The organism is Mariniluteicoccus flavus (assembly GCF_054776655.1).
In genome coordinates, this window is the sequence record NZ_BAAHBN010000001.1 from 240,336 (window position 1) to 251,864 (window position 11,529).

An 11,529-nucleotide genomic window follows, 5' to 3' on the forward strand; every position below is an offset into this window, starting at 1 on the left:
TCGTTCTCCGGGTACGCGCAGCCTCACGTTCTCCGGGTACGCGCAGCCTCACGTTCTCCGGGTACGCGCAGCCTCGCGTTCTCCGGGTACGCGCAGCCTCACGTTCTCCGAGCGAGCGCAGCGAGACGAGGAGGAGAGTGTTGTCCCGATCCCCTCCGGTGTTGTCCCGCGTCCGCCCCCACTCACATCGCCCTCCCCCCGCAGGCCTTCTCACATGAGGGGCACGGTGCCCCCACCGGGAGGGGGCCGACATGGGCAACGAGACGACACTGCTGCGACCGCACTGGGAGCTCGACCTCGCCGACGAGGCCGGCGAGGACGACGAACCCGGCGAGCGGCACGCGTGGGTCCTCGCGGCCCCCTTCCGGGCCCACGTGCAGAACCTGATGATGACCGAGGCGCTGCCCTGGCGGGTCATCGCCGGCCTGGCCGGCGTGCAGGACGCCGTGGTCCGGACGCTCGTGTGCGGACGCGGGGGGCGCCTGCGTCCCAGGCTCGCCCCGCGCGACGCCGCGGCCCTGATGGCGACAGACACCGCGCGGGTCCGCAAGGACCGCTGCCTCGTCGTCCCGGCGCGGGAGACCGCGTACGCCTGCCGCACCCTGCTGTTGACGGGCCGCACCGTGCCCGAGGTCGCGGAGATGCTCGACCTCACCTCGCTCCGCACCCGTGCGATCCTCGCGGGTCACCAACGGTCGACGACCCTGCTCGTCCAACACCGGTCCCGCGCGGCCCTGCGGGCCCACGGGTTCCCCACCCCCGACGACGTGATCGTCGATCCGGCGATCGTGACCTCCCTCGCGGCCTAGAGTCGGGCCGTGCTGACGACCGCGCTCGCTGCGCTGGCCGCGGGCGGTGCCACCCGCCTCCTGTGGGACCCCGTGCTGACGGCCCTCCCCGAACCTTCCGGCGCCGACGCCGACACCAAGACCCCCTACCGCGACCTCCGCGGCGCCCGGCCCGCCTGGGTCGCAGCCGCGCTGGTCGCCCTCTCCTGCAGCGCCCTCCTGTTGGTCCCGGGTCCGGCGCGGCCGGTCTGGGTCGGCCTCGCGACGGTGGGCGTCCTCCTGGCGCTGGTCGACGCGCGCACGACCTGGCTGCCCCTGCGGCTCACCCACGCCCTCTGGCTGGCCACGGCGTTGGGCGTCGCCGCACTCCCCTTCACCGCGGGTCCGCGCGCGACCGTGGACGCCCTCGTCGCGGCCGGAACCACCGGCGCGTTCTTCTGGCTGTTCTGGCGACTCACCGGCGGCCTCGGGTTCGGTGACGTACGCCTGGCTCCCGTCCTCGGGGCTGCCGCCGGCGCCGTGTCACCCAGTCACGCCTTCACCGCCGTCCTCCTCGGGACGCTCCTCGGCGCGGTCGTGGGGGTCCTCCGCGCAGCGATCGGGCGCCGCGGCCCGTTCCCCTATGGCCCCGCGCTGCTGGCGGGCCCGTGGCTCGCCGTGGTCGCGCTCAGCCTGGGACGGTGAGGCTCAGCCTGCCGCCGCTCGCGTGGCCGCGATCCAGTCGTCCAGCTTCCGCGTGACCGAACCGTCGTCCAGCGCGACCCGGGCACGCTCCACCCGCGGCGCCAACTGGGCCACCAGGTCGTCACCGCTCGGCCCCTCCAGCGCGAGCAGCGCGGCGGCCGCGTTGAGCGTCACGATGTCGCGCACCGCGCCGGGCGCGCCCGCGAACACCTCCCGCGCGATCCGCGCGTTCACCGCAGGCGTCCCGCCCACGAGGTCGTCGACGACCGCGCGCTCGATGCCGAGGTCGCGGGGGTCCAGGGTCGCCTCCCGCACCGATCCGTCCCCGATCACCCAGACCCGCGACACCGTCGTCGTGGTGAGTTCGTCGAGCCCGTCGCCCCCGTGGAACACCAGTCCCCGCGCCCCGCGCGAGGCCAGCACTCCGGCGACCAGAGCCGCCATGCGTGGGTCGGCGATGCCGACGGCCTGCGCCATCGGGCGGGCCGGGTTCGCGAGGGGGCCCAGCGAGTTGAACGCCGTCGAGATGGCGAGCTCGCGCCGCGTGGCCGCCGCATGGCGGAGCGACGCGTGGTAGCGCGGCGCGAACAGGAACACGATGCCGGTGGCCGCCATCACCTCGGGCTGCTTCTCCGGCGCCACATCGAGCACGACGCCCAGTTCCTCTAGCACGTCCGCGGTCCCGCAGGCCGACGACGCAGCCCTGTTGCCGTGCTTGACGACGCGTCCCCCAGCGGCGGCCACCGTGACGGCGGCCATCGTGGAGATGTTGACGGTGTTGGCGCGATCGCCGCCGGTGCCGACCACGTCGACGGCCTCACGGTCGAGCGTGATCGGCGTCGCGAGCTCGAGCATGACCTCGGCCAGGCTCTCCAACTCTCCGACCGTTTCGCCCTTGGCCCGCAGCGCCACGGCGAACGCCGCGAGCTGCACGGGGCTCGCGTGGCCCTCGAGGATCTCCCGCATGGCCCAGCGGGCCTCGTCGCGGGTCAGGTCACGCCCGGTGACCAACCCGGTGAGGACGTCGGGCCAGCGCAGCTCGATGGTCACGCGCGGGCGGGCACGCCGCTCAGTCGCGTACGCAGCAGCGTGGCGACCTCGGCGGGCAGGCGTACCGGGTCGACGGGGTGGGCGACGACGCCGTCGGCGCGCGACCAGGTGGCCAGCCAGGCGTCCTGCACGCGGCCGACGATCAGCAGCACGGGCGGGCAGTTGGGAATCTCGTCCTTGAGCTGGCGGCACAGGCCCATGCCGCCCTCGGGGACGGCTTCGCCGTCGAGGACGCAGAGGTCGATGCCACCGGCGTCCATCGTCGCGACGACGGCCGCCGGGGTGGCGCACTCGACCACGCGTACGGCCGGGACGTCGGCGGCCACCCGCGTGCCCATCGCCAGGCGGACCTGCTCGCGGATCGTCCGGTCATCGGAATAGAGCAGGACCGTGGCCTGCCGCTCAGCCGACTGTTCTGCGCTCATGGTCATCCTCGGTCGCTTCGGTGGTGGTGGACTCGTCGTCATCATAGTCACGTCGTGCGGCCGTGCCCGCCGACCGCTCAGCGCCCGGAGCGCGACGCCGCTCGGCCGCCTCGAGCCGGTCCAGGCGCCGGTCCTCGCGCTTGGCCTCGCGCTGGCTCTCGCGGAACCACTGCACGAACAGCACGGCCATGATGACCAGGATCACGAAGTCGCCGGTCCCCCACAGGATCCCGCCCGCCACATACTGGTCGTCGGCGAGGCTCGGGCCCCACGTCCGCTCGAAGGAGAGATACCACTCCTCGCCGATCAGCTCGTTGGAGCCCATGATGATGACGCCGAGGAACGAGTGGAAGGGCAGCGTGGCCATCAACATGATCACGCGCATGATGTAGGGCAGCCGATAGGGGATGGGGTCGGTGCCGAGCAGGGTCCAGAAGAACATGCAGCCCGTGATGACGAAGTGGCCGTGGAGCCAGTTGTGCCAGAACTCGCTGCGCAGCGTCAGGTCGTAGAGCGGGGTGAAATAGAGCGCCCACGGGTTCAGGACGAACAGCGCGTACACCAGCGGCGGGAAGAAGACGACCTTGCCGATGCCGGTGTGCAGGATCGTCAGGAGCACCTTGTGGGCCTTCGGCGGGAAGGTCCGCAGCATCAACGTCATGGGGGCCCCGAGCGCCAGGAAGATCGGCGCGAACATCGACAGCACCATGTGCTGCACCATGTGGATGCTCACCAGCACCGTGTCGTACGCCCCCAGTGCCGTCAGCGTCGCCAGCAGCCCCGAGCCGACGCCGCCGACCATCCAGGACACGGTTCGCCCGATCGGCCAGTGGTCCCCACGGCGACGCAGGACCCAGACGCCCCACGCGTACAGCCCGATGGCCAGCGCGGCCACCGCGATGATGAACCAGTCCCACGTGAACGTGGTGAACAGGCGCTCCAGCGTCAGGGGGTCGGGCTGGTTCTCCGGATTGGCGTGCAGGGGAACGAGGCCGGGGAACATGGGCCCAACCCTACGCCGATCGGCCGCAGGCGGCGGTTCTCGTGATCCGCCTCACACGAGACGCGTGACCCCACTCACAGGGACGCAAGACACATCTTGGTTGCGCTTGTGCCCGAACTTCCGGGTTGGGGTGACCCGAGCGGAAAGTATGGCAATAATGCTCCCGTGGCTACTTCTTCCGATTCGACGCATGCCCTTCCGACCGGGTCGCTGCACCCGATCGCCAAGTCGCGCCTGAGCGGGGTGAAGGGGCGGCCCGACATGGTCGCCGTCGGCACCATCATCTGGCTCGCGTCGGAGCTGATGTTCTTCGCGGCGCTGTTCGCGGCGTACTTCACGATCCGGTCGGTGACCAACGCCACCACCGGCGGTGAGATGTGGCGCCACGGCCATTCGCTGCTGAACGTCCCGTTCGCGCTGGTCAACACGATCATCCTCGTCGCGTCGTCGGTCACCTGCCAGCTCGGCGTGTTCGCGGCCGAGAAGGGCAACGTCAAGAAGTTGCGGTTCTGGTACATCATCACCTTCCTCATGGGTGCGGTGTTCATCGGCGGCCAGGTCTACGAGTACGCGACCCTGTTCCACGAGGGCATGACGCTGTCGTCGGACGTCTACGGCTCGCTGTTCTACCTCGCCACCGGTTTCCACGGCCTCCACGTGACCGGCGGTCTCCTCGCCTTCCTGTTCATGCTGGGCCGCACCTACCTGGCGCGCCGCTTCACCCACGAGCAGGCCGTCTCGGCCGTCGTCGTGTCCTACTACTGGCACTTCGTCGACGTCGTCTGGATCATCCTGTTCGGCGTCATCTACTTCCTCGCGTGACGCGCACGCCCCACACCCACCGCCCACCTCAACCCATCGAAGGGGACCCGCAGTGAGATTCCTGTCAGCTCGACGGCGACACCCGGCGGCCAAGCCGCTCATGCTGGTGATGGCGCTCTTCCTCATGGGGGCGCTGTACGCAGGCTTCGCGCCCGCCAGCAAGTCGTCCGCCGACACCGCCAAGACCCAGCAGGTCGAGGAGGGCAAGCAGCTGTTCGCCGTCGGGTGCTCGTCGTGCCACGGTCTGAACGCCGAGGGAACCTCGCAGGGCCCCTCGCTCGTGGGCGTCGGTGCCGCCGCCGTCGACTTCCAGGTCAGCACCGGCCGCATGCCGATGGCCCGCCCGGGCGCCCAGGCTCCCCGCAAGGAGAACCTGTATTCCGAGAAGGAGACCCTCGCGCTGGCCGCGTACATCGCCTCGCTCGGCCCCGGTCCGGCCATCCCCGCCCCCGAGCAGTACGCGGCCACCGGCCTCAGCCATGAGGAGATCGCCCGCGGCGGCGAGCTCTTCCGCACCAACTGCTCGGCCTGCCACAACTTCGCCGGCATGGGCGGCGCGCTGCCCGAGGGCAAGTACGCCCCCACGCTCGAGGGCGTCGAGGGGCGCCACATCTATGAGGCGCTCCGCACCGGCCCCCAGCAGATGCCCGTCTTCTCCAAGGAGAACCTGACCGATCAGGACGTCAAGGAGATCATCGGCTACCTGAACCACCTCCACGAGCAGCCCTCCTACGGCGGCATCGACTTCGGCGGCATCGGCCCCGTGGCCGAGGGCTTCTGGGTCTGGGTCCTCGGCATCGGCGGCTGCCTGCTGTTCGCCGGCTGGCTCGCCTCGAAGGGAGCGCGGGCCAAGTGAGCACCCACGTCGACAAGGAACCCATGAACGCCCCTGAGCCGCGCCACGAGGTCGACCGCGTCGACCCGAACACCGGCGTCGTCGAGACCCGTCCCGTCGCCGACCCCGGCCTCGAGGAGCACATCGAGCGTTACGCCGACGCCGACGCCGCCGCCGGCCGTCGCGCGACCCGTCAGGTGCTGACGATGTTCGGCCTCGCTCCCCTGCTGGCGATCGCCTTCATCGTGATCTATTTCGCGGTGCCGGGCGGCCCCAACGGCGCCACGATCGACTTCGGCCCGCTGCACGCCTCGGCGCTCCACCTCGGTCTGGGCCTCACGCTCGGCCTCGCCGTGCTGCTCATCGGCATGGGTGCGGTCCAGTGGGCGCGCCTGATCATGGCCGACCACGAGATCATCGAGGAGCGCCACGTCGCCCACTCGTCCGACGCGGACAAGCAGGCCACGATGGCCGAGGTCGACAAGGGCCTCGCCGACTCCGGCATCACCGGCTCCCGTCGCACCATCCTGGGCGCGATGGCCGGAGCGCTGGGCCTCACGGCCCTGGCTCCGCTCGTGACGCTCGCCGACCTCGGCCCCTGGCCGACGCCGTCGCGCATCAAGAACACGATCGAGAAGACGCTGTGGCACGAGGGCACGCCCGAGGCCCCGATGTACCTGGTCAACGACGTGACCTACCAGCGCATCAAGGCCGCGGACCTCGAGATCGGCCAGTTGATCAACGCCGAGCCCGAGAAGCTGAAGGAGCTCGTGGGCCACCACCACCAGGTCGAGAAGGCCAAGGCGGCGATCATCATCGTCCGCATGGACCCGAACTCGATCAAGGTGCCCGACACCCGCAAGGACTGGGACGTCAACGGCATCCTCTGCTATTCGAAGATCTGCACCCACGTGGGCTGCCCGATCTCCCTGTGGGAGCAGCAGACCCACCACCTGCTCTGCCCGTGCCACCAGTCGACCTTCGACCTCGGCGACGCCGGCAAGGTCGTCTTCGGCCCCGCCGCGCGGGCCCTGCCGCAGCTGCCGATCACGACCGACAAGGACGGCTACCTGATCGCCACGCGCGACTTCACGGTTCCGGTCGGCCCGAGCTACCCCGAGCGCCAGTTCTACCCCGAAGACAAGGGTGAGTGATCTCTGATGGCAAAGCCTGCACAGGTCGTCGAGACCGACGAGTCCGTCGCCCCCTCGACCCCGCGCGGATCCCACCCGCTGAAGCCGCTGGCCGGCCCGGCGACGTGGGCCGATGACCGCCTCGGCCTCGCCGCCATGGGCAAGAAGAACCTCCGCAAGGTCTTCCCCGACCACTGGTCGTTCCTGCTCGGCGAGATCGCGCTCTATTCGTTCATCATCCTGCTGCTCACCGGCATCTTCCTGACGATCTGGTTCAAGCCGTCGATGGGCGAGGTCCACTACGAGGGCTCCTACCAGCTCCTCAAGGGCCTGCCGATGTCGGAGGCCTTCGCCTCCACGCTGGCGCTGTCCCACGACGTACGCGGCGGCCTGCTGATCCGCCAGATGCACCACTGGGCCGCGATGATGTTCATCGCCGCGATGTTCGCCCACGCGCTCCGCGTGTTCTTCACCGGCGCGTTCCGCAAGCCCCGCGAGCTCAACTGGCTCCTCGGTGTCGGCCTCGTGTCGATGGGCATGGTCGAGGGTTTCGCGGGCTATTCGCTCCCCGACGACCTCCTGTCCGGCACGGGCCTGCGCTTCGTCGACGGCATGATCCGCTCGATCCCCGTGATCGGCACGTGGGCCGAGTTCTTCGTCTTTGGCGGGGAGTTCCCCGGTGACCTGATCATCCCGCGCCTCTACATGGTCCACATCCTGCTGGTGCCGGGCCTCCTGCTGGGCCTGATCGCCGCCCACATGGCGCTGGTCGTCTACCACAAGCACACGCAATACCCCGGCCCCGGGCGTACGGAGAAGAACGTGGTCGGCTACCCGCTGTTCCCCGTGTACGCGGCCAAGGCCGGCGGCTTCTTCTTCATCGTGTCCGGCGTGATCACGCTCTTCGGCGCGCTGTTCCAGATCAACCCGGTCTGGATGTACGGGCCCTACAACCCCGCCCAGGTCACCGCCGGTTCCCAGCCGGACTGGTACATGGGTCCGGCCGAGGGCGCGGTCCGCATCATGCCGAACTGGGAGTGGCACTTCAACGGCGCGGGCGTGTTCTCGACCTGGTCGTGGAACATCGCGATCCCCGGGCTGGGCGTGCTCGGCCTGCTGTTCACCTCGATGGCGCTCTATCCGTTCATCGAGCAGTGGATCTCGGGTGACAAGCGGGAGCACCACCTGCTGCAGTACCCCTACCAGAACCCGACCCGCACGGCCCTGGGCGCCGGCGCCATCACGATGTATCTGATGTTCCTCATCGGCGGCGGCAACGACATCATCGCCACGAAATTCCACGTGTCGCTCAACGCGGTCACCTACTTCCTGCGCGTCGCGTGGATCGTCGCGCCGATCATCGCCTTCATCATCACCAAGCGCATCTGCCTCGGCATCCAGCGCCAGAAGGAGGAGCGCCTCCTCCACGGCTCGCCGTCGGGCCACATGGAGCGCTCCCCCGAGGGCGAATACTTCGAGGGCCACCTGCCGGTCCGCGACGACGAGGCGTACGCCCTCACTCAGCACGACGAGGTCCTGCCGATCGAGGCCGGCGCGACCGAGGACGCCAGCGGCGTCAAGATGAAGGGTGGGGCGTCGAAGAACCGGGTGCGTTTCCAGAACTGGTTCTATCGCGACAACCTCCGCAAGCCGACCGCGGCCGAGCTGGCCGAGGCCCGTGACCACATGAACGGCCACGGACACAACGGTCATGGCCCGCACGACGACGGCCACGACGAGCTGGCCGGCAAGTCGCGCGGCCACGAGCTCGCGGGCCACGGCAAGGACCAGGTCAATAAGGTCGATCGATAAGACCTGACCGCTCCATCAGGGCGCGGGTGCGGCTGACTCAGTCAGCGGCACCCGCGTTCGGCGTTTCGAACACCGTCTCCCGCCGTGATAACTGCACAACTGTGCGCATTCCACAGCCCAGGCACCCAAGCACCCAGCGTGTCGGGCACAGGTGTGCGGTTTTCGTTCCCCCGCGCTCACAAACGAAGAACGCGGGTGCCGCTGACCTCGTCAGCTGCACCCGCGTTCGGGGTCGGGACCGCTCAGCGGTAGTCGTTCGGGTTCTGTGCCGGCGGCTGGTTCAGGTTCTGCCACGGGTTGTGCTGCTGCGGCTGCTGGTCATAGCCCTGCTGCGGCGCGTACCCCTGCTGCGGCACCTGCTGCTGGCCGTGGCCCGCCGCGAGCGACTCCGCCTCGTCCTTGGTGAGCCGACGCTGCTGGCCGCAGATGCCGCACTCGAGCGCATAGTGCCCCGACACCGGGAACAGCGGGATGAAGAACAGGCTGAACTTCGTGCCCCGCTTCACGACGTGGTGCTCCGCGTGGTTGTTGCAGCGACCGCACAGCGCCATCATGACGCCGAGGACCTTGGCATAGCCGGCCGTTCCGAAGATGATCATGCACCAACCCTAGCGTGCGAAAAGTCGACATGAATCGGCTCCCCGGCGTACGCATGAGACAATCGGGCGTGCGTTTTCTGAACAACAACCGCCCGACCCATGACCTGACCTACAGCGATGTGTTCATGGCGCCGCGCCGCTCCGGGGTGACGAGCCGCCTCGATGTCGACCTCACCTCGACCGACGGCGTCGCCACTCCCCTGCCGCTGGTCGTCGCCAACATGACCGCGATCTCGGGCCGTCGCATGGCCGAGACCGTCGCCCGCCGCGGCGGCATCGCGATCATCCCCCAGGACATCCCGACCGACGTCGTGAGCAGCGCGATGGCCCGGGTCAAGGACGCACACACGGTCTTCGACACCCCCGTCACCGTCTCACCGTCCACGACCGTCGGCGAGGCCCTCAGCCTCCTGCCCAAGCGCGCCCACGGCTTCGTCGTGGTCGTCGAGGGCGACCGCCGCGACGGCGACCTGAAGCCCGTCGGCATCGTCCACCCGTCCGACGCCGCCGAACACGACCGGTTCGCCCAGGTCCACGAGGTCATGAACCGCGACGTCCTGCGGGTGTCCTCGGACGCCTCGCCCCAAGAGGTCTTCGACGCGCTGTCGGCCCACCACCAGGACGCCGCCCTCGTCGTCGACGGAGAACGCTTGGTCGGCATCATGACCCGCAAGGGTGCCCTGCGCTCCGCTCTGTACGCCCCCGCCCTCGACTCAGAGGGCCGCCTGCGCGTCGGTGCCGCGGTCGGCATCAACGGCGACGTCGCCGGCCGCGCCACGCGCCTGCTCGAGGCGGGCGCCGACGTGCTGGTCGTCGACACCGCCCACGGCCACCAGGAGAAGATGATCGAGGCCCTGGGCCTCGTGGCCCGCGCGCGCGACGCCCACGGCCGCGGCGTACGCATCGTCGCCGGCAACGTCGTGACCGCCGACGGCACGAACGACCTCATCGATGCGGGCGCCGACGTCTGCAAGGTCGGCGTCGGCCCGGGCGCGATGTGCACGACCCGCATGCAGACCGGCGTCGGTCGGCCCCAGTTCAGCGCCGTGCTCGAGTGTGCCGAGGCGGCCACCGCCGCCGGCCGCTCGGTGTGGGCCGACGGCGGCGTACGCCACCCCCGCGACGTCGCCCTCGCGCTCGCCGCGGGCGCCGGTTCGGTCATGATCGGCTCCTGGTTCGCCGGAACCCATGAGTCCACGGGCGACCTGTTCACCGACGCGAACGGACGTCAGTACAAGGAGTCGTTCGGCATGGCGTCGGCGCGCGCGGTGAAGATGCGTACGCGGGACCAGTCGGGATTCGATCGGGCCCGCGCGGGCCTGTTCGAGGAGGGCATCTCGAGCTCGAAGATGTATCTCGACCCCCAGCGTCCCGGCGTCGAGGACCTGATCGACTTCATCGTGTCGGGTGTGCGCTCCTCGTGCACGTACGCCGGCGCACGCACGCTGGCGGAGTTCGCCGACCTCGCGACCGTCGGCATCCAGTCGCCCTCGGGCTATGAGGAGGGGCGCCCGCTGCACGCGTCCTGGGGCTGATCCCCGGAACACCCGCGAGGGCCGCACCGTGATCGGTGCGGCCCTCGCGTACGTTCCGGGAGCAAGGATCACGCCTTCCAGATGAGGCCCTTGCCCTTGTAGTCGCCGACCCACATGACCTGCTTGACCTCAGACCCGGGAGGCGCCATGAAGACGCGGCACTCGGTCTGCGTGGCACCCGCGCCGAACTGCGTCAGCTTCTTGCTGTCGCACTTCTCGAACTTGCCCATCAGCAGCACCGACGACAGCGAGGCGCCCGACGCGTCGGCGGCCTTCAGCTTCACGTTCAGGTAGGGGCTCTTGATCACTTCGCCGTTGACGTACGCGTATTCCATCGTCACGTAGTAGGGCGTGGCCTGCTTGAGCGCGGCGTCGTCGATCTTGAAGTTCGCGAGGTCCTCCTTCGAGCCCTTCTCGATCTTGACGGCCTTCATGGAGACGACGGTCTCCTTCTTCGACGACTCATAGACCGAGGTTCCCGTCTCGCCGACCTTCAGCGTCGTGCCGTCAGGGGTGACCTTGGACTTGTCCACGGCACCTCCCGGAGCGGCTGACCCGGTGGAGGACGCCGACGCCGAGGCCGAGGCCTTCGTCGCGCTGGCGCTGGGGGCTGACGTGCTCGCGGGGGCGCTGGTGGCCGGCGCCGACGGCGGGGCGGGCGGCGGGGCCACCGGCGGCGCGGCGGTGCCGCTCCCGCCGCCACAGGCCGTGAGCCCGGTCAACACGAGCGCCCCGGCGATGGCGGCGATGGTCTTGGTCTGCATGGATGCCCTTCCCCTCGATCGTCGCCCCGTGCTCGGGGCCTCGAAGAAGGCTATTCCATGATCAGGTCAGTTCCCGGGC

Annotated in this window: 13 protein-coding genes; 8 read left to right on the top strand and 5 right to left on the bottom strand. The window is 69.8% G+C overall.

Features of this window, described 5'->3' with window-relative positions:
- The first annotated feature begins 251 nt into the window (after positions 1–251).
- Together ACYVAG_RS01170 and ACYVAG_RS01175 are read left to right on the top strand one after the other, a co-directional pair.
- Positions 252–809 (top strand): hypothetical protein, encoded by a 558-nt coding sequence (locus ACYVAG_RS01170; protein ID WP_460765410.1) that lies wholly within the window; start codon positions 252–254, stop codon positions 807–809.
- 9 nt (positions 810–818) lie between these two features.
- Positions 819–1,472, top strand: coding sequence for a prepilin peptidase (locus ACYVAG_RS01175; RefSeq protein WP_460765412.1), 654 nt, complete (start codon positions 819–821; stop codon positions 1,470–1,472).
- A gap of 3 nt (positions 1,473–1,475) precedes the next feature.
- On the opposite strand, the gene trpD is transcribed toward ACYVAG_RS01175, so the two are convergent.
- The 3 genes from trpD to ACYVAG_RS01190 are packed head-to-tail and all read right to left on the bottom strand — an operon-like array spanning position 1,476 to position 3,950.
- Entirely contained in the window at positions 1,476–2,516 is a 1,041-nt protein-coding gene (gene trpD, locus ACYVAG_RS01180; RefSeq protein WP_460766793.1) for an anthranilate phosphoribosyltransferase, read from the bottom strand.
- 2 nt (positions 2,517–2,518) lie between these two features.
- The gene (locus ACYVAG_RS01185) at positions 2,519–2,947 is read right to left on the bottom strand and encodes a response regulator transcription factor (RefSeq protein WP_460765414.1); all 429 of its coding nucleotides are present in this window, start codon (positions 2,945–2,947) and stop codon (positions 2,519–2,521) included.
- Complete coding sequence (locus tag ACYVAG_RS01190) at positions 2,925–3,950, bottom strand: cytochrome c oxidase assembly protein (RefSeq protein WP_460765416.1); 1,026 nt, start codon at positions 3,948–3,950, stop codon at positions 2,925–2,927. Before ACYVAG_RS01190 ends, ACYVAG_RS01185 begins: the two co-directional genes overlap by 23 nt.
- A gap of 165 nt (positions 3,951–4,115) precedes the next feature.
- On the opposite strand from ACYVAG_RS01190, the gene ctaE reads away from it, so the two are divergent.
- Genes ctaE through qcrB form a run of 4 tightly spaced genes read left to right on the top strand, consistent with a single transcriptional unit; the run spans position 4,116 to position 8,552 of the window.
- Positions 4,116–4,772 carry an aa3-type cytochrome oxidase subunit III gene (gene ctaE / locus ACYVAG_RS01195; protein ID WP_460765418.1) on the top strand — a complete coding sequence of 219 codons (657 nt, stop codon included), beginning with the start codon at positions 4,116–4,118 and terminating at the stop codon, positions 4,770–4,772.
- Positions 4,773–4,824: 52 nt separating this feature from the next.
- Positions 4,825–5,628 carry a cytochrome bc1 complex diheme cytochrome c subunit gene (gene qcrC / locus ACYVAG_RS01200; RefSeq protein WP_460765420.1) on the top strand — a complete coding sequence of 268 codons (804 nt, stop codon included), beginning with the start codon at positions 4,825–4,827 and terminating at the stop codon, positions 5,626–5,628.
- A gap of 23 nt (positions 5,629–5,651) precedes the next feature.
- A complete protein-coding gene (qcrA, locus tag ACYVAG_RS01205; RefSeq protein ID WP_460765422.1) occupies positions 5,652–6,761 on the top strand; it encodes a cytochrome bc1 complex Rieske iron-sulfur subunit in 1,110 nt (369 codons plus the stop codon).
- A 6-nt stretch (positions 6,762–6,767) separates the two neighbouring features.
- On the top strand, positions 6,768–8,552 hold the full coding sequence (gene qcrB / locus ACYVAG_RS01210; RefSeq protein ID WP_460765424.1) for a cytochrome bc1 complex cytochrome b subunit: 1,785 nt from the start codon (positions 6,768–6,770) through the stop codon (positions 8,550–8,552).
- Positions 8,553–8,794: 242 nt separating this feature from the next.
- On the opposite strand, the gene ACYVAG_RS01215 is transcribed toward qcrB, so the two are convergent.
- Positions 8,795–9,151 (bottom strand): zinc-ribbon domain-containing protein, encoded by a 357-nt coding sequence (locus tag ACYVAG_RS01215; RefSeq protein WP_460765427.1) that lies wholly within the window; start codon positions 9,149–9,151, stop codon positions 8,795–8,797.
- Positions 9,152–9,204: 53 nt separating this feature from the next.
- Between ACYVAG_RS01215 and ACYVAG_RS01220 the strand changes: the two genes are divergently transcribed.
- Positions 9,205–10,686, top strand: coding sequence for a GuaB1 family IMP dehydrogenase-related protein (locus ACYVAG_RS01220; RefSeq protein ID WP_460766796.1), 1,482 nt, complete (start codon positions 9,205–9,207; stop codon positions 10,684–10,686).
- Between the two features lie 68 nt (positions 10,687–10,754).
- Here the strand turns inward: ACYVAG_RS01220 and ACYVAG_RS01225 are convergent, their stop codons facing one another.
- Positions 10,755–11,219 (bottom strand): hypothetical protein, encoded by a 465-nt coding sequence (locus ACYVAG_RS01225; protein WP_460765429.1) that lies wholly within the window; start codon positions 11,217–11,219, stop codon positions 10,755–10,757.
- Between the two features lie 25 nt (positions 11,220–11,244).
- Between ACYVAG_RS01225 and ACYVAG_RS01230 the strand changes: the two genes are divergently transcribed.
- Positions 11,245–11,511 (top strand): hypothetical protein, encoded by a 267-nt coding sequence (locus ACYVAG_RS01230; RefSeq protein WP_460765431.1) that lies wholly within the window; start codon positions 11,245–11,247, stop codon positions 11,509–11,511.
- Positions 11,512–11,529: the final 18 nt, after the last annotated feature.